Source organism: Paracidovorax wautersii, assembly GCF_900113035.1.
Classification (GTDB): Bacteria; Pseudomonadota; Gammaproteobacteria; order Burkholderiales; family Burkholderiaceae_C; genus Paracidovorax; species Paracidovorax wautersii.
The window spans coordinates 121374-142418 of record NZ_FONX01000012.1 but is presented as its reverse complement, the minus strand read 5'-3'; the positions used below and the strand labels follow the sequence as shown (position 1 = coordinate 142418).

Below are 21045 nucleotides of genomic sequence, written 5' to 3'. Positions count from 1 at the left end.
TTATTGCACTCGCTCGATGTCGGCGCCCAGGCCGCGCAGCTTGGCTTCCATGCAGTCGTAGCCGCGGTCCAGGTGGTAGATGCGGTCCACCACGGTCTCGCCGTCGGCCACCAGGCCGGCGATCACCAGGCTGGCGGAGGCGCGCAGGTCGGTGGCCATGACGGTCGCGCCAGAGAGCCGACCCACGCCTTCGATGATCGCCACCTTGCCGTCGGTGCGGATGTGCGCGCCCAGGCGCAGCAGCTCGTCCACGTGCATGAAGCGGTTCTCGAAGATGGTCTCTGTGACCGTGGCCGTGCCCTGAGCGACCACGTTCAGCGTCATGAACTGCGCCTGCATGTCGGTCGGAAAGCCGGGGTATTCGGTGGTGCGGAAGCCTTGCGCCTTGAGGCTGCCGGCGCCCGCGCTGCGCACGCGGATGCCGCCCTCTTCGGGCTGCACCTGCACGCCCGCTTCGCGCAGCTTGTCGATCACGGCGTCCAGATGGTCGGCGCGGCCGTGGCGCAGCAGCGCCTCGCCACCCGTGGCGGCCACGGCGCAGAGGAAAGTGCCGGCCTCGATGCGGTCGGCCACCACGCGGTGCGTGCAGCCGTGCAGGCGCTCCACGCCCTGGATGCGGATGCGGCTGGTGCCGTGGCCCTCGATCTTCGCGCCCATGGCGATCAGCATCTCGGCCAGGTCGGTGATCTCGGGCTCCTGGGCGGCGTTCTCCAGCACCGTCTCGCCCTCGGCCAGCGTGGCGGCCATGAGGAAGTTCTCGGTGCCGGTCACGGTGACCATGTCGGTGGTGATATGCGCGCCCTTCAGGCGCGTGCGGCCTGCGGGCAGGCGCGCGATCATGTAGCCGTGCTCGACCACGATCTCGGCGCCCATGGCCGCCAGGCCCTTGATGTGCTGATCGACCGGGCGCGAGCCGATGGCGCAGCCGCCGGGCAGCGACACGGTGGCCTCGCCGAAGCGCGCCAGCAGCGGGCCCAGCGCGAGCACGGAGGCACGCATGGTCTTGACCAGGTCGTAGGGTGCCTCGGGCGTGTTCAAGCCGCTGGCGTCGATGCGCACGGTGGATTCGTCGCCCCGGCTGTCCAGATCGTCGCAGCCGGGCGTGCCGGGCTGCTCGACCTGAACGCCCATGTTGCGGATCAGCGTGAGCATGGTGGCCACATCCTGCAGGCGCGGCACGTTCAGCAGGGTGACGGGGTCGGCGGTGAGCAGCGCGGCGCACAGCTCGGGCAAGGCCGCGTTCTTGGCGCCGGAGATCGGCACTTCGCCGTGCAGCGGCCGACCGCCGCGAATCAGGAGTTTGTCCATGGCTTTTCGCCCCAGAATGTCATCAACAAAAAGCTGCCAGAGCGCCCGTGGATCAAGCGCTGGCAGCTATCAAAAATATAGTGAAAACCGAAAGATGCCGGCGCGGGTCAGCGGCCGTCCGGCTGCGCGGCCCATTCGGCCGGCGTGAAGGTCTTCATCGACAGGGCATGCACCTCGTCGGTGTGCATCTTGCTGCCCAGCGTGGCATAGACGCGCTGGTGCCGCTGGATGGCGCGCCGGCCCTCGAACTCGGCCGAGACGATGGTCGCATACCAGTGGCGGCCGTCGCCTTCGAGCGCGATGTGCTCGCAGGGCAGCCCGGAGGCGATGAGGTGCTTGAGTTCGTCTGCGGTCATGTGGGTCAGTTTCTGATTTTGTAGCCGGTGCGCAGCAGGTGGATGGCCAGGGCGCTGACGGCCAGCCAGGCCGAGCCGACGATGGCCAGGCTCAGCCACGGCGAGGTGTCGCTCTGGCCGAAGAAGCCGTAGCGGAAGCCGTCGATCATGTAGAAGAACGGGTTCAGGTGGCTCACGGCCTGCCAGAAGGGCGGCAGCGACTGGATGGAGTAGAAGACGCCCGAGAGGAAGGTCATGGGCACGATCACGAAGTTCTGGAACGCGGCCATCTGGTCGAACTTGTCGGCCCAGAGGCCCGCGATCAGGCCCAGCGTGGCCAGCAGCGCGGCGCCCAGCAGCGCGAACACGGCGATCCAGACCGGCGCGGCGAACTCGGGCCGCGCGAAGGCCAGCGTGACCACGAACACGCCCAGGCCCACGGCCAGGCCGCGCACGATGGACGAGCCCACATAGGCCGCGAACCAGCCCCAGTGCGACAGCGGCGTGAGCAGCACGAACACCAGGCTGCCCATGATCTTGCTCTGGATCAGGCTGGATGAGCTGTTGGCGAAGGCGTTCTGCAGCAGGCTCATCATCACCAGGCCCGGCACCAGGAAGGCGGTGTAGCCGATGTGGTCATAGACCTTGACGTGGTCTTCCAGCACGTGGCCGAAGATCAGCAGGTAGAGCACGGCAGTGAGCACCGGCGCGGCGATGGTCTGGAAGCTCACCTTCCAGAAGCGCAGCACTTCCTTGTAGAAAAGGGTTTGCCAGCCGGTCATAGCCGCACCCCGCCTTCTGCCGTCTCTTCGGGCCCGTCGGCCGGCGGCGGCGCGGCGGCCGGGTCGGGATAGCGGGATTCGGCCATCACGCTCAGAAACACGTCTTCCAGGTCGGCACGGCGGATCTCCACGTCATGCACGCGCACGCCGGCGGCGCGCAGCGTGGCCAGGTGCGATTCGATGTCTTCGGCCTGCTGGGCGGGCAGCTGCACCACCCGGCCGGTCACGCGGGCCACGGCCGCCAGCGCGGGCGGCAGGGCGTCGTCGGTCTTGAAGCGCAGCACGTTGGTGGAGGCCGCCTGCAGCAGCTCGGACGTGGTGGACAGCGCCACCACCCGGCCGCCGCTGGCGCCGCGCTTGAGCATGGCGATGCGGTTGCATAGGGCCTCGGCCTCTTCCAGGTAATGCGTGGTCAGCAGCACGGTATGGCCTTGCTTGTTCAGCCGGGCGACGAAGTGCCAGAGCGTCTGGCGCAGCTCCACATCGACGCCGGCGGTGGGCTCGTCGAGCACGATGATGGGCGGCTTGTGGACCAGCGCCTGCGCCACCAGCACGCGGCGCTTCATGCCGCCCGAGAGCTGGCGCATGTTCGAGTTGGCCTTGTCGGCCAGGCCCAGGCTGTCGAGCAGCTCGTCGATCCAGTCGTCGTTGTTCTTCACGCCGAAGTAGCCCGACTGGATGCGCAGCGACTCGCGGACATTGAAGAACGGATCGAACACCAGCTCCTGCGGCACGATGCCCAGCTTGCGGCGGGCGGCGGCGTAGTCGGACTGCACGTCGCTGCCCTGCACCAGCACGCGGCCGCTGCTGGCACGCGCCAGGCCCGCCAGGATGCTGATGAGGGTGGTCTTGCCCGCGCCGTTGGGCCCCAGCAGTCCGAAGAACTCGCCTTCTTCGATGTCGAGGCTGACGCCGTCGAGTGCCTGGAAGGGCCCCTTGGGGGTGGAGAACGTCTTGGAGACGGATTGGAAGGAGACTGCTGGCATGTAAGCCCGCGATTTTACGACCTCAGGCCGGCTCCCGGCCGACCTGGGGACTTGCGGCCCCGCCAGGGCACCGCGTGGCGCACGGCGTCAGGCGGCCGGCAGCAGTTCTTCGACGCCGTAGAGGCCCGCCAGGGTGGCGAGCGCGGGCGGCAGCGACTTGACGGCGAAGGTCTTGCCTTCGGACAGCGCCGCGCGGCGGCATTCGAGCAGCACCGCCAGCGCGGACGAGTCGAACGAGGCGAGCGCTGCAGCATCGACCACCAGGCCCGGATCGCGGTGCGCCTTCAGGCCCTGCAGCAGCATGCGCAGGCTGGCGGAAGCCTGCTCATGGGTCAGTTCGGGCGGTAGAACCAGCATGTTGTTACCTGCCGGCCGGATCAGGAGGACTTGCCGGAGTTGGCCTTGTTGCGCGCGGCCAGTGCTTCGATCAGGCCGTCGATGCCCTTGGTGTTGATTTCCTGCGCGAACTGGCTGCGGTACGTATCCACCAGCCACACGCCCATCACGTTCAGGTTGTAGACCTTCCAGCCGGCGCCGTCGCCGGGCGTCTTTTCCAGGCGGTAGTCGAGCTGGACCGGGTCGCCGCGGCCCTTGACCTCGGTGCGCACCAGCACGTCGGTGTCGCCAGGCGACATGCGCAGCGGCTTGACGGTGATGGTCTGGTCGCTCACCTGGTTGAGCGCGCCGGAATAGGTGCGGATCAGCAGCGTCTTGAATTCTTCCTGCAGGCGCTTTTGCTGCTCGGGCGTGGCCTGGCGCCAGGCCGGGCCGGTGGCGGCAGCGGTCATGCGACGGAAGTCCACGTGCGGCAGGATGGTCTGGTCCACCAGCTCCACCACCTTGTTGATGTCGCCGCGCTGCAGGGACTTGTCTGCACGCACCTTGACCAGCACGTCGGTGGAGAGGCGCTTGACCAGTTCGTCGGGAGCCTCGTCGGCAGCCCAGGCGGCCAGGGGGCCGGCCAGCGAGGTGGCAGCGGCCAGGGCGAGGGCCCAGCGGGCCAGGTCACGTCGGTGGATCATGTGTGGTTTCCTTTCGGTGCGGGCCACAGGAGCCCGCCATATGCAATAGGTTCTGATTGTGGAACCGGCCCGTGCGCGCAATACGTCGGACGGGTACCCGGATGCAAGTCGATGCAACGCCTGCAAGCGGATGCCAAGGCCGGCAGGCCTCTCAGGCCCGCCCGGCCCGCTCAGTTGGGCACCGGCGGCAGCTTGCCGGCATTGGGGTCGTAGCTGGAGTCGTCGTCCTTGCCGTCGTCGGACGAGGGGTCCATCTCCAGGCTGCGCACCCGCAGGAACACGTCGCGCGTGAAGCTGTACTTGTCGAGCGCGGCCGTGTCCAGCACGTTGCCCGCGGCCAGCAGGCTGGCGCGCTTGTCCACCACGCGCAGCACGTAGAGCTGGTTGCGCGCGGACACCGGGTCCACATCGCGCAGAGGATTGCCCTGCACGTCCACCGGCAGCGCGACGGTGTCGCGCACGGTGGAGGGGCCCAGCAGCGGCAGCACCAGGTACGGGCCGGTCGGCACGCCCCAGCGGCCGAGGGTCAGGCCGAAGTCGGTCTTGCGGCGCGGAATGCCCATCTCGCTGGCGATGTCCAGCACGCCGCCCAGGCCGAAGACCGTGTTCACGTTGAAGCGCACCAGGCTGTCCATGGCTTCGCTGCCGCGGAACTGCAGCACGTTGTTCACGAACGACCAGATGTCGCCCAGGTTGGCGAAGAAGTTGGAGACGCCCGTGCGGACGGGCGAAGGCATGACTTCGCGGTAGGCGGTGGCGACGGGCTTGAGCACGGCGCGGTCCACGCCGTCGTTGAAGTCGGTCACCGTGCGGTTGTAGGGTTCCAGCGGGTCGCGCGGGTTGGCGTCGGGCCCGGTGGCGCAGCCGGCCAGCATGAGCGAGCCCAGCGCCAGCGTGGCGGCGGCCGCTGCACGGCGCGCCGGCAGGCGCACCAGCGCCCCGCCCTGCCGCGTAACGCTAGATTGAGGATGGATGTTGTTGTTCATTTCTTGCTCCCGCTGTCCGAAGACCCCTGCTCCGCCTTGCCGTACAGGAACTGTCCGATCAGGTTCTCCAGCACGATGGCCGATTGCGTCTGCGTCACCACGTCGCCGGCCGCGAGGTTCTTCTCGTCGGCGCCGGCTTCGATGCCGATGTATTGGTCGCCCAGCAGGCCGCTGGTGAGGATCTTGAACGAGCTGTCCTTGGGGAAGACGTAGCGCTTGTCCAGGTCCAGCAGCACGTTGGCGCGGAAGGTCTTGTCGTCGAAGCTGATGGACTTGACCCGGCCGACCACCACGCCCGAGCTGCGCACGGCCGCCTGGGGCTTCAGGCCGCCGATGTTGTCGAACTTGGCCGTGACGGCGTAGCCGCTGTTGAAGTTCAGGCTCAGCAGGTTGGCGGACTGCAAGGCCAGGAAGACGAGAGCCGCCCCGCCCAGCAGGACGAAGAGGCCCACCCAGAAGTCGTTCTTGGAGTGCTGCATGGTGTTTTTGATTTCCTTGAAAGGCTGGCGATCGCTGCGGTCGGCAGCCATCAGATACTGAACATCAGGGCCGTGAGAATGAAGTCGAGGCCCAGCACGGAAAGCGAGGCCATGACCACCGTGCGCGTGGTGGCGCGCGACACGCCTTCGGGCGTGGGCTTGGCCACGAAGCCCTGCAGCACGGCAATGAAGGTCACCGCCACGCCGAAGACCAGGCTCTTGACGACGCCGTTGCCCACGTCCTTGAACACGTCCACGCCGCTTTGCATCTGGCCCCAGAAGGCGCCGGCATCGACGCCGATCAGCAGCACGCCGACGATCCAGCCGCCGATGACGCCGATGGCGCTGAACACCGCCGCCAGCAGCGGCATGGCGATGACGCCGCCCCAGAAGCGCGGCGCGAGAATGCGGCGCACGGGATCGACGGCCATCATCTCCATGGCCGAGAGCTGCTCGCCGGCGCGCATCAGGCCGATCTCGGCCGTGAGCGAGGTGCCGGCGCGCCCGGCGAAGAGCAGCGCGGTGACGACCGGGCCCAGCTCGCGCACCAGCCCGAGCGTGACCACCAGGCCCAGCGCGTTGGCCGAGCCGTAGCGCTGCAGCACGTTATGGCCCTGCAGCGCCAGCACGAAGCCCACGAACAGGCCCGACATGGCGATGATGGACAGCGAGTAGTTGCCCAGGAAATGGATCTGGTCGCGCAGCAGCGCGGGCCGGCGCAGCGTGGCGCCGATCAGCCCCACCAGGCGCACGAAGAGGCGCGCGCCCATGCCGATGTCGGCCAGCTTGCAGCGCACGGCATAGCCGACGTCGGAAGGTCTCCACCAGCTCATCGCGCACCTCCTGCGGGCATGCCGCCCACGGGGCCGAAGTCCTCCGCGAGGCTGGGGCCGGGGTAGTGGAAGGGCACGGGCCCGGTGGGCAGCGCGTTCACGAACTGGTGCACCAGCGGGTCGGTGCTGGCGCGCACCTCGTCGGGCGTGCCCTGGGCGGCCACCATGCCCGGGCCGAGCACGATGACGTGGTCTGCCACGCGGAAGGTCTCCTCCACGTCGTGCGAGACGACCAGGGTGGTGAGGCCCATGGCGTCGTTCAGCTCGCGGATGAGCTGCGCGGCGATGCCGAGCGAGATCGGGTCCAGCCCGGCGAAGGGTTCGTCGTACATGATGAGTTGCGGGTCGAGCGCGATGGCGCGGGCCAGCGCCACGCGGCGGGCCATGCCGCCGGAGATCTGGCTGGGCATGAGGTCGCGCGCGCCGCGCAGCCCCACGGCGTGCAGCTTCATCAGCACGATGTCGCGGATCAGCTCCTCCTGCAGGTCGGTGTGCTCGCGCAGGGGGAAGGCCACGTTCTCGAACACGTCCATGTCGGTGAACAGGGCGCCGAACTGGAACAGCATGCCCATGCGACGGCGGGCGGCATAGAGCTGGGCCTCGTCCATGCGGGCCACGTCCTGGCCGTCCACCAGCACCTCGCCCTGCTGGGCGCGGTACTGGCCGCCGATCAGGCGCAGCACGGTGGTCTTGCCACCGCCGGAGGCGCCCATGAGCGCCGTCACCTTGCCGCGCGGCACCGACAGCGACAGGTCGCGCAGGATGACGCGGTCTCCATAGGAGAAGGTCACGTTGCGCAGTTCGACCAGGGCAGAGGACGGAGGCATTCGGTAGGTACGCAAGAGGATGGGAACGGTGCGGGCGGATTGTCACCGCTGGCGCCGAAGCGCCGTGTGGGACGATGGTAACTCAAACATACATGCATGCATGTTTGCAACAAACGGCGGCATCATACCGCTATTGTTAAGTGAGCGCCCCGCCCCGCCGATGTACGCACCGGCAGGCCTTTGGGACCATGAGCGGTGGCGCTTTCTCACAGCATGCTGCGCAGGAAGCTGCGGGTGCGCGGCTGTTGCGGATCCGCGAACAGCGATGCGGCCGGGCCGGATTCGACGATGCGCCCCTGGTCCATGAACACCGCCGTGTGCGCCACCTCGCGGGCGAAGCCCATCTCGTGCGTGACCACCAGCATGGTCATGTGCTCGTCGGCCAGGGCGCGCATGGTGCGCAGCACCTCGCCGGTCAGCTCGGGGTCCAGCGCCGAGGTGGGCTCGTCGAACAGCATGATCTCCGGCTCCATGGCCAGCGCCCGGGCGATCGCCACGCGCTGCTTCTGCCCGCCCGAGAGGCGAGCCGGGTAGTTGTGGCGCTTTTCCGCGAGGCCCACCTTGGCCAGCAGCGCCTCGGCGCGGGCGATGGCCGCGTCGCGCGGCACGCCCTGCACCACCATGGGCGCCTCGATCACGTTCTGCAGCACGGTCAGGTGCGGGAACAGGTTGAAGTGCTGGAACACCATGCCGGTCTTGCGGCAGATGCGGCGCAGCTCGGCCTCGGGCGCGTAGCTGCAGCGGCCGTCCGCGCCGGTGGTGGCCAGCACCTCGCCGCCGATGGCGACATGGCCGCGGTCGATGGTCTCCAGCCGGTTCAGGCAGCGCAGGAAGGTGCTCTTGCCCGAGCCCGAGGGGCCGATCACCGCCACCACCTCGCCGCGGCGCAGCTGCAGCGACACGCCCTTGAGCACCTCCGTGGCGCCGAAGGCCTTGTGGATGCCCTGGGCGTCGATCATCGGCGCGGCGCCGCGCCGTTCTTCAGTCGTCGTGCTTGGCATAGCGCCGCTCCAGCCGCTGGAAGCCCCAGGTCAGCACCAGGGTCATGAGGAGATAGAAGGCCGCCGCCACGATGAACGGCGTGGTCGTGAAGTCGCGCTGCACGAAGCCGCGCGCGGCGCGCAGCAGGTCGTTCAGGGCCAGCACGTAGATGAGTGAGGTGTCCTTGACCAGCGTGATGGTCTCGTTGCTCATGGGCGGCAGCACGCGGCGCACCATCTGCGGCAGCACGATGCGGCGCATAGTCTGGCCGTAGGTCATGCCCAGCACGCGGGCGGCCTCGTACTGGCCCCGGTCCACCGACTGGATGCCGGCGCGGAAGATCTCGGCGAAGTACGCCGCGTAGTTCAGCGCGAAGGCCGCCACCGCCGCCGGGAAGTCGGGCAGCCGCACGCCGATGACCGGCACGAACGGCAGCGCGAAATAGATGAACAGCATCTGCAGCATGAGCGGCGTGCCGCGCATGAGCCAGATATAGCCGTTGACCACGCCCGACAGCACGCGCCAGCTCGACGTGCGCGCCAGCGCCAGCAGCAGCCCCAGGGGCACGGCCAGCGCCAGCGTGATGACAAACAGCTTCAGGGTGACGGTGGCGCCTTGCGCCAGCGGCCCCAGAAGGGAAAGAACGTAATCCATCTGCGAGAAGAATGATGGTCAGGATGCCAGAGGCCGCCATGGCTCGAGGCCTCGGCAACCGGCGCGGCCCAGGGCCAGCGGCAGCCGCGCAAGGGCCGCCCCGCCGCGCCGGCTGCGTCCCCCTTCCCGCATCGCGCAGCGAGGCGAGAGAAGGGGGAAGCGGCGAAGCCGCTCAGGGGGATGCGCCGAAGTTATTTGATGATGTTCTTGCCGAACCACTGCTCGGCGATGCGGCCGGCCGTGCCGTCCTTCTTCATCTCGGCCAGAGCCGTGTCCAGGCGGCCCTGCAGCGCGGTGTCGTCCTTGCGCACGCCCACGCCGTACTCTTCGGTGCCGAAGTTGTCCTGCAGCACCGCGTAGTCCTGCGGCTTCTTGGCGACGTAGTAGCGGCCCACCACTTCATCGACCACCACGGCGTCCAGGCGGCCGGTGGACAGGTCCATCAGCGCGGTCACGTTGTCGCCGAAGGTCTTGAACTCCTTGAACGACTTGAACACGGCCTCGTCCTTCTTGACGGCATCGACCGCGCTGGAGCCATCCTGCGCGCCGACGACCTTGCCGGCCAGATCGGCCTTGGTCTTGATGGCGGACTTCGCGGGCACCACGATGATCTGGTGGTTTTCCATGTAGGGCGCGGTGAAGGCGATGTTCTGCTTGCGCTCGTCGGTGATGGTCAGGCCGTTCCACAGCGCGTCCACGCGCTTGCCCGACAGCTCGGCTTCCTTGGCGCTCCAGTCGATGGGCTTGAATTCGACTTCCACGCCCATGCGCTTGGCGGCCTCGCGGGCCATGTCGATGTCGAAGCCGACCAGCTGGTTCTTGTCGTCACGGAAGCCCATGGGCGGGAAGTTGTCGTCCAGGCCCACCACGATCTTGGCGACGGCGGCCGGCGCGGGTGCGGCGGCGGCAGGAGCCTGGGCGGTTTCGTTCTTGCCGCAGGCGGCCAGCAAGGCACCCACGGACAGCAGCGCAATGGCGGCGATCTTCTTCATGGCAAATCGGTTTCCAGCAAGCAAAAAAACACCGCACGGCGCCGGACGGGAGGAGCGGCGGCTCGCGCGGATGCGGATGAGGGAGAACCCGTATTGTCGCCCACTCGGGCAGCGGGCGGTCCCAAGGCACCGCAAGCGCGCCGGGACTTCAAGCCCTTTGGGCCTGCAGCACAGGTGGAATCAGGGCATATAGCTATCAATTCAATAGCAAATCAGATGGATGAGCGCCATGAAAAACGGCGCCACGCGAGCGCCGTTCTCTTTTCCAGGCTGTCCCGCCCCCGAGGGCAGCGAGGCCAGCCGGGCCGGCCCCACGCCGCCGGTCAGCGCGGCAGGTCGGAATAGCCCATCAGGAACTCGTCCACCGCACGCGCGGCCTGGCGGCCTTCGCGGATGGCCCAGACGACCAGCGACTGGCCGCGGCGGATGTCGCCGGCGGCGAACACCTTGGGCACGTTGGTGACGTAGCCGCCATCGAATTCGGTGGTGGCCTTGGCGTTGCCACGGGCGTCCTTGTCCACGCCGAAGGCATCCAGCACGGCGGCGACCGGGCTCACGAAGCCCATGGCCAGCAGCACCAGGTCGGCCTTGAGCACCTGCTCGGAGCCGGCGACCTCGACCATCTTGCCGTCCTTCCACTCGACGCGCACGGTCTTCAGGCCGGTGACCTTGCCCTTCTCGCCGATGAATTCCTTGGTGGAGATGGCGAACTCGCGCTCGCAGCCCTCTTCATGGCTCGAGCTGGTGCGCAGCTTGATCGGCCAGTAGGGCCAGGTCAGCGGGCGGTTCTCTTCTTCGGGCGGCTGGGGCATCAGCTCGAACTGCGTGACGCTGGCAGCGCCGTGGCGGTTGCTGGTGCCCACGCAGTCGCTGCCGGTGTCGCCGCCGCCGATCACGATGACGTGCTTGCCGTCGGCGCGCAGCTGGCCCTTGAGCTTGTCGCCCGCGTTGACCTTGTTCTGCTGCGGCAGGAACTCCATGGCGAAGTGGATGCCGTCCAGGTCGCGGCCGGGCACGGGCAGGTCGCGGCTCTGCTCGGCGCCGCCGGTCAGCAGCACGGCGTCGAAGTCCTTCTGCAGCTGCTCGGGGGTGATGGTTTCCTTGGCCCAGTTGGTGACCTTGGAGCCCTTGCCCAGGCCGTCCTTGGCCGCACCCACGAACACGCCGGTGCGGATGGTCACGCCTTCGGCCTTGAGCTGGTCGGCGCGGCGGTCGATGTGCGACTTCTCCATCTTGAAGTCGGGGATGCCGTAGCGCAGCAGGCCGCCGATGCGGTCGTTCTTCTCGAAGAGGGTCACGTCGTGGCCGGCGCGCGCCAGCTGCTGGGCGGCCGCCATGCCGGCCGGGCCGGAGCCCACCACGGCCACCTTCTTGCCGGTCTTGTGCTTGGCCGGCAGGGGCTTGACCCAGCCTTCGGCCCAGGCGCGGTCGATGATGGCGTGCTCGATGGACTTGATGCCCACCGCGTCGTCGTTCACGTTCAGCACGCAGGCGGCCTCGCAGGGCGCGGGGCAGATGCGGCCGGTGAACTCGGGGAAGTTGTTCGTGCTGTGCAGCACGGCGATGGCGCTCTTCCAGTCCTGCTGATAGACCAGGTCGTTGAAGTCCGGAATGATGTTGTTGACCGGGCAGCCGTTGTTGCAGAACGGCGTGCCGCAGTCCATGCAGCGCGCGCCCTGGATCTTGGCCTGCGCTTCATCGAGGCCGATGACGAATTCCTTGTAGTGCTTCAGGCGCTCGGCAGGCGGGCGGTAGCCCTCTTCGATGCGCTCGTATTCCATGAAGCCGGTGGTCTTTCCCATGATGTCTGTCCTGATGTCTGTGAATGCTTGGCTGTGCGTCGGTCGCGGCCCGCCGGGCGGAGGTGCTCGCCTGGCGAGGCCGCTGCGCGTGGCTGGCCGGCCTTACTTGGCGGCGACAGCCTCCTTCTTGGAAGCCGTGGCGACCGCGGGGGTCGCCGGGTCTTCCAGCAGCTTGCGTTCATGGATTTCAGACAGGGCGCGCTTGTACTCGGTCGGGAAGACCTTGACGAACTTCGCCCGCGATGCCGCCCAGTTGTCCAGCAGCTCGCGCGCACGCTTGCTGCCGGTCCAGCGGTTGTGGTCTTCCAGCATCTTCTTGAGCTGGGCCTCGTCGGTCTGGCCGCGGTGCCAGATGCCGCGCGAGACGGTGGCTTCCTGCTCGTCGGCCGGCAGGATGCGTTCGAGCTTGACCATGGACAGGTTGCAGCGCGTCTCGAAGAGGCCATCCTCGTCATAGACGTAGGCCACGCCGCCGCTCATGCCGGCCGCGAAGTTGCGGCCCGTCTTGCCCAGCACCACCACGGTGCCGCCGGTCATGTATTCGCAGCCATGGTCGCCCGTGCCTTCCACCACCGTGGAGGCGCCCGAGAGACGCACCGCGAAGCGTTCGCCGGCCACGCCGCTGAAGAACGATTCACCCGAGGTGGCGCCGTACATCACCGTGTTGCCCACGATGGTGTTGCGCACCGTGTCGCCGCGGAAGTCGATGCTGGGGCGCACCACCACGCGGCCGCCCGAGAGGCCCTTGCCGGTGTAGTCGTTGGCGTCGCCGATCAGATAGAGCGTGATGCCGCGCGTGAGGAACGCGCCGAACGACTGGCCGCCCGTGCCTTCGAGCTGGATGCGGATGGTGTCGTCAGGCAGGCCTTCGGGATGCGAGCGGGTGACCTCGCCCGAGAGCATGGCGCCCACGGAGCGGTTCACGTTGCGCGCCACCTCGATGAACTGCACGCGCTCGCCCTTGTCGATGGCGGGGCGACTGCGCTCGATCAGCTTGCGGTCCAGCGTGTGCTCGATGTTGTGGTCCTGCACATCGACATGGAAGCGCGGCACGTCGGCCGGCACGTTGGGCTGGGCGAACAGGCGGCTGAAGTCCAGGCCGCGGGCCTTCCAGTGGGCGATGCCGGCGCGCACGTCGAGCAGGTCGGCACGGCCGATCAGGTCGTCGAACTTGGCGATGCCCAGCTGCGCCATGATCTGGCGGACTTCCTCGGCGACGAAGAAGAAGTAGTTCACCACGTGCTCGGGCTTGCCCGAGAACTTCTTGCGCAGCTCCGGGTCCTGCGTGGCCACGCCCACCGGGCAGGTGTTCAGGTGGCACTTGCGCATCATGATGCAGCCCTCGACCACCAGCGGCGCGGTGGCGAAGCCGAATTCATCCGCGCCCAGCAGCGCGCCGATGGCGACGTCGCGGCCGGTCTTCATCTGGCCGTCGGCCTGCACGCGCACGCGGCCGCGCAGGCGGTTCAGCACCAGGGTCTGCTGGGTTTCGGCCAGGCCGATCTCCCACGGGCCGCCCGCATGCTTGATGGACGACCAGGGCGATGCGCCCGTGCCGCCGTCATGGCCGGCGATCACCAGGTGGTCGCTCTTGCACTTGGTCACGCCGGCAGCGATGGTGCCCACGCCCACTTCGGACACCAGCTTGGTGCTGATGCTGGCGTGCGGTGCCACGTTCTTCAGGTCGTGGATCAGCTGGGCCAGATCCTCGATGGAGTAGATGTCGTGGTGCGGCGGGGGCGAGATGAGGCCCACGCCCGGCACGCTGTGGCGCAGCTTGCCGATGTAGTTGGACACCTTGCCGCCGGGCAGCTGGCCGCCTTCGCCGGGCTTGGCGCCCTGGGCCATCTTGATCTGGATCTGGTCGGCCGACGACAGGTATTCGGCCGTGACGCCGAAGCGGCCCGAGGCCACCTGCTTGATGCGCGAGCGCAGCGAGTCGCCGTCCTGCAGGGGCAGATCGACCTCGACGTTCTCGGAGCCGATCACGCTCTTGAGCGTGTCGCCCTGCTTGATCGGGATGCCCTTGAGTTCCTGGCGATAGCGGGCCGCGTCTTCGCCGCCCTCGCCCGTGTTGCTCTTGCCGCCGATGCGGTTCATGGCCACGGCCAGCGTGGCGTGCGCCTCGGTGGAGATGGAGCCCAGCGACATGGCGCCGGTGGCGAAGCGCTTGACGATCTCCTTGGCGGGCTCGACCTGATCGACCGGAATGGCCTTGGCCGGGTCGAACTTGAACTCGAACAGGCCCCGCAGCGTCATGTGGCGGCGGCTCTGGTCGTTGATGATCTGCGCGTATTCCTTGTACGTGTTCCAGTTGTTGGCGCGCGTGGAATGCTGCAGCTTGGCGATGGCGTCGGGGCTCCACATGTGCTCTTCGCCACGCGCGCGCCAGGCGTATTCGCCGCCGGCGTCCAGCATGGTTTCCAGCACCGGGTCGTCGCCGAAGGCGGCCTTGTGCATGCGGATGGCTTCCTCGGCGATCTCGAACACGCCAATGCCTTCCACGCGGCTGGCCGTGCCGGTGAAGTACTTGCCCACGGTCTCGGTGTTCAGGCCGATGGCCTCGAACAGCTGCGCGCCGCAGTAGCTCATGTAGGTGCTCACGCCCATCTTGGACATGATCTTCGACAGGCCCTTGCCGATGGCCTTGACGTAGTTGTAGATGGCCTTGTCCGGCGACAGGTCGCCGGGCATGTCCTTGTGCATCTCGGCCAGGGTTTCCATGGCGAGGTAGGGGTGGACGGCTTCGGCGCCGTAGCCGGCCAGCACGGCGAAGTGGTGCACTTCGCGCGCGGTGCCGGTCTCGACCACCAGGCCGGCCGTGGTGCGCAGGCCTTCGCCCACCAGGTGCTGGTGGATGGCCGACAGCGCCAGCAGCGCGGGGATGGCCACCTGCGTGGCGCTCACCTTGCGGTCGCTGATGATGAGGATGTTGGCGCCGCCCTTGATGGCGTCCACCGCCTGCGCGCAGAGCGAGGCCAGCTTGGCTTCGACGCCTTCGCGGCCCCAGCTCAGCGGGTAGGTGATGTCGATCACCGCGCTCTTGAACTTGCCCTGGGTGTGCTGCTCGATGTCGTGCAGCTTGGCCATGCCGGCGAAGTCGAGGATGGGCTGGGCCACTTCGAGCCGCATCGGCGGGTTGATCTGGTTGATGTCCAGCAGGTTGGGCTTGGGGCCGATGAAGCTGTTGAGCGACATCACGATGGCCTCGCGGATCGGGTCGATCGGCGGGTTGGTCACCTGCGCGAACAGCTGCTTGAAGTAGTTGTAGAGCGGCTTGTTCTTGCCCGAGAGCACGGCCAGCGGGCTGTCGTTGCCCATGGAGCCGATGCCTTCCTCGCCGTTGCGGGCCATGGGGGCCATCAGGAACTTGATGTCTTCCTGCGTGTAGCCGAAGGCCTGCTGGCGCTCCAGCAGGGGCAGCTCGGCCGCCAGCGGAGCGGCGGCCACGTCGGAGCCCACGTCATCGAGCTTGATGCGCAGGTTCTCGATCCACTGCTTGTAGGGCTTGGTGTTGACGATGTTGGCCTTGAGCTCGTCGTCGTCGATCATGCGGCCCTGTTCCAGGTCGATCAGGAACATCTTGCCGGGCTGCAGGCGCCACTTGCGCACGATCTTGTTCTCGGGGATGGGCAGCACGCCCGATTCCGAGGCCATCACGACCAGGTCGTCGTCGGTGATGCAGTAGCGCGAGGGGCGCAGGCCGTTGCGGTCCAGCGTGGCGCCGATCTGGCGGCCGTCGGTGAACACGATGGAGGCCGGGCCGTCCCAGGGTTCCATCATCGCGGCGTGGTATTCATAGAAGGCGCGGCGGCGCTCGTCCATGGTGGTGTGCTGTTCCCACGGCTCGGGGATCATCATCATCACGGCCTGGCTGATGGGGTAGCCGGCCATGGTCAGCAGTTCGAGGCAGTTGTCGAACGTGGCGGTGTCGGACTGGCCGGCGAAGCTGATGGGGTAGAGCTTCTTGAGGTCGGCCGCCAGCACGGGCGAGGCCATCACGCCTTCGCGGGCCTTCATCCAGTTGTAGTTGCCCTTGACGGTGTTGATCTCGCCGTTGTGCGCCACGTAGCGGTACGGGTGGGCCAGCGGCCATTCGGGGAAGGTGTTGGTCGAGAAGCGCTGGTGCACCAGGCCGATGGCCGAGACGCAGCGCTCGTCCTGCAGGTCCAGGTAATAGGTGCCCACCTGGTCGGCCAGCAGCAGGCCCTTGTAGACCACGGTGCGGCTGGACATGCTGGGAACGTAGTATTCCTTGCTGTGCTTGAGCTTGAGGGCCTGGATGTTGGCGCTGGCCGTCTTGCGGATCACGTAGAGCTTGCGCTCCAGCGCGTCCTGCACGATCACATCGTTGCCGCGGCCGATGAACACTTGGCGCAGGATGGGCTCCTTGGTGCGCACGGTGGGCGACATGGGCATGTCCACGTTCACCGGCACGTCGCGCCAGCCCAGCAGCACCTGGCCTTCGGCCTTGATGGCGCGCTCCATCTCCTGCTCGCAGGCGAGGCGCGAAGCGTGTTCCTTGGGCAGGAAGATCATGCCCACGCCGTATTCGCCCGCGGGCGGCAGCGTGACGCCCTGCTTGGCCATCTCTTCGCGGTAGAGCGCGTCGGGGATCTGGATCAGGATGCCCGCGCCGTCGCCCATCAGCTTGTCGGCGCCCACGGCGCCGCGGTGGTCGATGTTTTCCAGGATCTTCAGCGCCTGGGTCACGATGTCGTGACGCTTCACGCCCTTGATATGGGCCACGAAGCCCAGGCCGCACGCATCGTGCTCCTGATCGGAAGAATACAAACCGTGCTGCTGCAGGTGCTGGATTTCGGCGGCCGTCGTCATGGCGCACTCCTTGGAATGAGAATCGCGGGGACCGCAAGCGTAGTGCATTGCAGCAATGCCTTGCAAGCGATTTAATTAGGGTCAGATTCTAAAAATAATCGCAAAGCCGGAATCTGATTTTTTATTGGGGACACATCAAAGCCAGGAGCCGGCCATGCAACTCTCCGGCCAAGGCATTCTCCGAGCGCTGTGTGAAACAACGCGCCGCGCCAGACCCCATGCAAATTTCCTTCCCGTTCGCACCCAACGGCCTATCTGGCCGCCTTCTGCTGACCGCTGCAGCCCTCGCCTTCATGGCACCGGCCCAGGCGCAGGACCGGCGCGCCGTGGCCGAGCCCGCTCCGCCAGCGCAGATCTGCGCCACGCTCTTCCCGTCAGCCCAGGCTGCGGCGGGCTCGCTCGACACGGAGCGCCTCCAGTCCGCCATCGACCGCTGCCCCGCCGGCGCTGCCGTGCACCTGCAGGGCGCAGGCGCGCCGGCCCGATTCGTCAGCGGCCCGCTCACCATGCGCTCCGGCGTCACGCTCTGGATCGACCGCGGCGTGGTGCTGGCCGCCGACACGGACCCGCGGCGCTACGACCGGGGCGCAGGCACTTGCGGCAGCATCGACCGCAAGGGCCAGGGCTGCCGGCCCTTCATCCTCTTCAGCGGCACGCAGGGCGGCGGCATCGTGGGCGACGGCACCATCGACGGCCAGGGCGGCCAGCCCATGGCGGGCCACGGCGGCGAAAGCTGGTGGCAGCTCGCACGCCGCGCCCAGGCCGAAGGCGGCAAGCAGAACAACCCGCGCCTGATCGCGGTGGACCATGCCCGCGACATCGTCTTCCACCACGTGCTGCTGCGCGATGCGCCTAACTTCAACGTCGCGCTGAACGACGTGTCCGGCGCCACGTTCTGGGGCGTGCGCATCGACGCGCCCGCGGATGCGCGCAACACCGACGGCATCGACCCCGGCGCGTCGGAAGACATCACCATCACGCACAGCTTCATCCGCACCGGCGACGACAACATCGCCATCAAGGCCGGCAAGGGCGCGACGCGGCATGTCTCCATCACCGACAGCCATTTCTACTGGGGGCATGGCCTGTCGATCGGCAGCGAGACGCTGGCGGGCGTGAGCGACGTGCTGGTGCGCAACGTGTCGCTGGACGGCACCACGTCGGGCCTGCGCATCAAGAGCGATGCCAGCCGGGGCGGCCTGGTGAGCGGCGTGCGCTACGAGAACGTGTGCCTGCGCGGCAACCGCCGGCCCATCGACTTCGACACCCGCTACAGCCGCAGCGCGCAGGGCGATGCCATTCCGACCTTCCAGGACATCGTGCTGCGCCATGTGGCGGGCGACGGCGGCACGCTGGTGCTGCGCGGCTACGACGAGGCCCACCCCATCGGCGTGACGCTGGACGGCACGCAGTTCGGCCCCAGCGCCGTGTGGCAGGTGGAACACGCCCACATCCGCCTGGGCGCGCAGGGCGCCGAGCCCACGCCGCCCGGCGCAGCGCCTGCAGTCCGCCCGGCCGCCGCGCCCGACTGCGCTGGCCGCTGGGTGCCCTTCCCCGCTTCAGCCGACACAGGCGGCGCCAGCGCGGGTTGAGGTGGTGAGCGCGACCTGAGCCGGCCTCAGCTCGCCGCTGCCTGCTTGCGCGGGCGCCCGGGCTTGGCCTTGGTCAGGCGCCGGTCGGTCTGGCGCTGCAGCTCATCGAGAAAGGCCGCATCGCCCAGCGCCCAGCCCGAGAGGGCCGATGCGGCGATCGCCTCCTGCTCGGCCGCGCCGAGTCCGGCTTGCACCAGCGCGGCATAGGCGGCCTCACGCGCGAAGGGCGTGTTGCCCAGGGCCCAGAAGAGGGCATGCGGGGTGATGAGCGGGTCGCTGCGCAGCCCCAGCGCGTGGGCGTGGCTGGACCAGGGATGGTCGATGGCCTGCGCCGCAAGGCCCGCCCGCACCGGGTTGAGATCCATGAACACCATGCAGGCGAGCAGGTGGCGGTCGGGCTGGACGATGGTGGAGCGGTAGCGCCCCTCCCACAGCGTGCCGCTGCGGCCGTGGCGGTTGTTGAATTGCCGCACGTAGCTGCGGCCCACGGCCTGCATCATCTGCGGCAGCGCGTCGGCCGACGGCGGCGTGGCCAGCAGATGGAAGTGGTTGTCCATCAGCACATAGGCATGCACGGCCACGCCATGGCGCCGCGCCTGCTCGGCCAGCAGGCCCAGCAGGGTTTCGCGGTCCTGCCGGTCCACGAAGATCGGCTGGCGGTTGTTGCCGCGCTGGATGACGTGGTGCGGATAGCCCGGCAGGGTCAGTCGGGGCAGGCGTGCCATGGTGTGGGTGCGAAAGCAAACAAAGGGAAAGGCGCGATGGTAGTCACCCGCCGCGCACCGTGTGCGCCCCGGCCGGCCCGGCGGGAATCGGTGGGCGTCGATTCGCTATCTATTTAATAGCTGGATGCCCGCCACCGACCTGGGCTACCCGCCGAATTCATCCCAGAACGAAGGCCGAAAAGCGCCCTCCCCGGTTTCAGGCCATGCCCCCGGCCCTCACTCCGCAGCCGCGGGCTCCGGCGACTCCGTCAGCCCGAAGCGCGCGCCCAGCGCCTCCTGCAGGCCGAATTCGGCCAGGATGGCGCGCAGCCGCTCGGCCGCGCTGCGCTTCTTCTGGCCGGTGTAGCGGGCGATGATGAGCTCGTTCTTCATGCTGTGTTCCCAGCCTACCAGCTCGGTCACCGTCACCTGGTAGCCGCTGGCTTCCAGATGGAGGCAGCGCAGCACGTTGGTGATCTGGCTGCCCATCTCGCGGGTGTGCAGCGGGTGGCGCCAGAGTTCGGCCAGCGGCGTGCGGGACAGCTGCAGCGCCTTGCCCTGGCGCAGGCAGGCGGCCACCTCGGCCTGGCAGCAGGGCACCAGCACCATGGCGCGGGCGCGCTTTTGCAGGCCGAAGGCGATGGCGTCGTCGGTGGCGGTGTCGCAGGCATGCAGGGCCGTGACCACGTCGATGCGCGCCGGCAGCTCTGCCGCGTCGGCCGATTCGGCCACCGACAGGTTGAGGAACGACATGCGGCCGAAGCCCAGCCGCTCGGCGAGTTCGCGCGAGCGCTGCACCAGCTCGGCCCGGGTCTCGATGCCGTAGATGTGGCCCTGGCCCAGCGCCTTGAAATAGAGGTCGTAGAGAATGAAGCCCAGGTAGGACTTGCCCGCGCCGTGGTCGGCCAGCGTGGGGCCCGCCACGCCGGGCTCAGCGCCGCCCTCGGCCGGACGGGAGAGTTCCTGCAGCAGCGGCTCGATGAACTGGAACAGGTGATAGACCTGCTTGAGCTTGCGGCGCGAATCCTGATTGAGCCGGCCGTCGCGCGTGAGGATGTGCAACTCCTTCAGCAGCTCGATGGACTGGCCGGGCCGCAGCTCGGCCTGCAGAGCGGCGTCCTGCGCGTCAACGGCACCAGGGCGGGCGGGCTTGTGGGAGGCTGCGCGCTTCATGCGCCGCCTTTCGCGGGCGTGCCCGCCGCATGCGCCGGGCAGCGGCGCGGGCCCACGTCCAGCGCGGCCCAGCCTTCGGCGCCCAGTTCTTCCAGCATGTCGATGTTGCGCTCGAAGATGGCCTCGGCCTCGGGGAAGGCCTCCACGGCGCGGTCAATGCTCTCCTCGCGCAGCAGGTGCAGCGTGGGATAGGGCGCGCGGTTGGTGGCGTTGGTCACGTCGTCCACCGCCGTGCCGTCGAACTGGAACTGCGGATGGAAGGAGGCCACCTGCAGGATGCCGCCCAGGTCCATCGCATCGACCAGATCGTCCGCCAGGCCCAGGAAATCGTTGAAGTCCAGGAAGTCGGCCATGCAGTCCGGCGCCATCAGCAGCGTGGTGTCGCGCTTCTCGGGCGAGATCTCGGCCAGCGCCTCCAGCTCGCGCTGCAACTCTTCGAGCAATTCGCGCGCATCGGTGGCCGCGCTGACGACGTAGTGGATCTGCCCCTTGGTGTGCACGCCCTTGGCGAAGGGGCAGAGGTTCAGGCCGATGACGGCACGCTCCAGCCAGCGGATGGTGTCCTGCACCACCACCTCGTCATCGGCGGAGTGGCTGGGGGGCACGGTGGGCGAAGTGGTGGGCGTGGGTGTGGCTGTCATGGCGTGGGGCAAGCAGGGAACGCGGAGGCGCAAAAGAAAAAAGCGCGAAAAGACGAAGCTTCTCAGCGCGGCCGCCCATTTTAGGGATTTGCCCGTCGGCAGGGTTGGGCAG

19 protein-coding genes are annotated in these 21045 nt (G+C 68.1%); 1 reads left to right on the top strand and 18 read right to left on the bottom strand.

Annotation, left to right across the window (positions count from 1 at the left end; all coding sequences use genetic code 11):
- The 15 genes from murA to BM070_RS16935 form a co-directional block, all read right to left on the bottom strand.
- Positions 1-1308 carry a UDP-N-acetylglucosamine 1-carboxyvinyltransferase gene (gene murA, locus BM070_RS17005; protein ID WP_092940530.1) on the bottom strand — a complete coding sequence of 436 codons (1308 nt, stop codon included), beginning with the start codon at positions 1306-1308 and terminating at the stop codon, positions 1-3.
- 107 nt (positions 1309-1415) lie between these two features.
- Entirely contained in the window at positions 1416-1664 is a 249-nt protein-coding gene (locus BM070_RS17000) for a BolA family protein (protein ID WP_092940529.1), read from the bottom strand.
- Between the two features lie 5 nt (positions 1665-1669).
- Positions 1670-2425, bottom strand: coding sequence for an ABC transporter permease (locus BM070_RS16995; protein WP_092940528.1), 756 nt, complete (start codon positions 2423-2425; stop codon positions 1670-1672).
- Positions 2422-3411 (bottom strand): ABC transporter ATP-binding protein, encoded by a 990-nt coding sequence (locus BM070_RS16990; RefSeq protein WP_092940527.1) that lies wholly within the window; start codon positions 3409-3411, stop codon positions 2422-2424. The genes BM070_RS16995 and BM070_RS16990 overlap by 4 nt, the downstream gene beginning before the upstream one ends.
- An 87-nt stretch (positions 3412-3498) precedes the next feature.
- Positions 3499-3768 (bottom strand): STAS domain-containing protein, encoded by a 270-nt coding sequence (locus BM070_RS16985; protein ID WP_092940526.1) that lies wholly within the window; start codon positions 3766-3768, stop codon positions 3499-3501.
- Positions 3769-3788: 20 nt separating this feature from the next.
- On the bottom strand, positions 3789-4433 hold the full coding sequence (locus BM070_RS16980; protein WP_092940525.1) for an MlaC/ttg2D family ABC transporter substrate-binding protein: 645 nt from the start codon (positions 4431-4433) through the stop codon (positions 3789-3791).
- 170 nt (positions 4434-4603) lie between these two features.
- Positions 4604-5419: an MlaA family lipoprotein gene (locus tag BM070_RS16975; RefSeq protein ID WP_092940524.1), complete on the bottom strand. Its 816-nt coding sequence runs from the start codon at positions 5417-5419 to the stop codon at positions 4604-4606.
- A complete protein-coding gene (gene mlaD / locus BM070_RS16970) occupies positions 5416-5898 on the bottom strand; it encodes an outer membrane lipid asymmetry maintenance protein MlaD (protein ID WP_092940566.1) in 483 nt (160 codons plus the stop codon). The genes BM070_RS16975 and mlaD overlap by 4 nt, the downstream gene beginning before the upstream one ends.
- Before the next feature lie 50 nt (positions 5899-5948).
- The gene (mlaE, locus tag BM070_RS16965; protein WP_092940523.1) at positions 5949-6731 is read right to left on the bottom strand and encodes a lipid asymmetry maintenance ABC transporter permease subunit MlaE; all 783 of its coding nucleotides are present in this window, start codon (positions 6729-6731) and stop codon (positions 5949-5951) included.
- Positions 6728-7558 carry an ABC transporter ATP-binding protein gene (locus BM070_RS16960; protein WP_092940522.1) on the bottom strand — a complete coding sequence of 277 codons (831 nt, stop codon included), beginning with the start codon at positions 7556-7558 and terminating at the stop codon, positions 6728-6730. Before BM070_RS16960 ends, mlaE begins: the two co-directional genes overlap by 4 nt.
- A gap of 206 nt (positions 7559-7764) precedes the next feature.
- Positions 7765-8559, bottom strand: a complete 795-nt coding sequence (locus tag BM070_RS16955) for an amino acid ABC transporter ATP-binding protein (RefSeq protein WP_092940521.1) — start codon at positions 8557-8559, stop codon at positions 7765-7767.
- The gene (locus BM070_RS16950; protein ID WP_092940520.1) at positions 8540-9193 is read right to left on the bottom strand and encodes an amino acid ABC transporter permease; all 654 of its coding nucleotides are present in this window, start codon (positions 9191-9193) and stop codon (positions 8540-8542) included. Before BM070_RS16950 ends, BM070_RS16955 begins: the two co-directional genes overlap by 20 nt.
- A gap of 191 nt (positions 9194-9384) precedes the next feature.
- Positions 9385-10185: an amino acid ABC transporter substrate-binding protein gene (locus BM070_RS16945; RefSeq protein WP_092940519.1), complete on the bottom strand. Its 801-nt coding sequence runs from the start codon at positions 10183-10185 to the stop codon at positions 9385-9387.
- A gap of 323 nt (positions 10186-10508) precedes the next feature.
- A complete protein-coding gene (locus BM070_RS16940; protein WP_092940518.1) occupies positions 10509-11987 on the bottom strand; it encodes a glutamate synthase subunit beta in 1479 nt (492 codons plus the stop codon).
- 102 nt (positions 11988-12089) lie between these two features.
- Positions 12090-16823: a glutamate synthase-related protein gene (locus BM070_RS16935; protein ID WP_092940517.1), complete on the bottom strand. Its 4734-nt coding sequence runs from the start codon at positions 16821-16823 to the stop codon at positions 12090-12092.
- Between the two features lie 218 nt (positions 16824-17041).
- Between BM070_RS16935 and BM070_RS16930 the strand changes: the two genes are divergently transcribed.
- The gene (locus BM070_RS16930) at positions 17042-18415 is read left to right on the top strand and encodes a glycoside hydrolase family 28 protein (RefSeq protein ID WP_245785267.1); all 1374 of its coding nucleotides are present in this window, start codon (positions 17042-17044) and stop codon (positions 18413-18415) included.
- Between the two features lie 26 nt (positions 18416-18441).
- On the opposite strand, the gene BM070_RS16925 is transcribed toward BM070_RS16930, so the two are convergent.
- The 3 genes from BM070_RS16925 to BM070_RS16915 all read right to left on the bottom strand — a co-directional run bounded on the left by BM070_RS16925 (position 18442) and on the right by BM070_RS16915 (position 20933).
- Positions 18442-19140 carry a transposase gene (locus BM070_RS16925; RefSeq protein ID WP_092940515.1) on the bottom strand — a complete coding sequence of 233 codons (699 nt, stop codon included), beginning with the start codon at positions 19138-19140 and terminating at the stop codon, positions 18442-18444.
- Positions 19141-19356: 216 nt separating this feature from the next.
- Entirely contained in the window at positions 19357-20292 is a 936-nt protein-coding gene (locus tag BM070_RS16920) for a class I SAM-dependent methyltransferase (protein ID WP_092940514.1), read from the bottom strand.
- On the bottom strand, positions 20289-20933 hold the full coding sequence (locus BM070_RS16915) for a DUF1415 domain-containing protein (protein ID WP_092940513.1): 645 nt from the start codon (positions 20931-20933) through the stop codon (positions 20289-20291). Before BM070_RS16915 ends, BM070_RS16920 begins: the two co-directional genes overlap by 4 nt.
- Positions 20934-21045 lie beyond the last annotated feature (112 nt).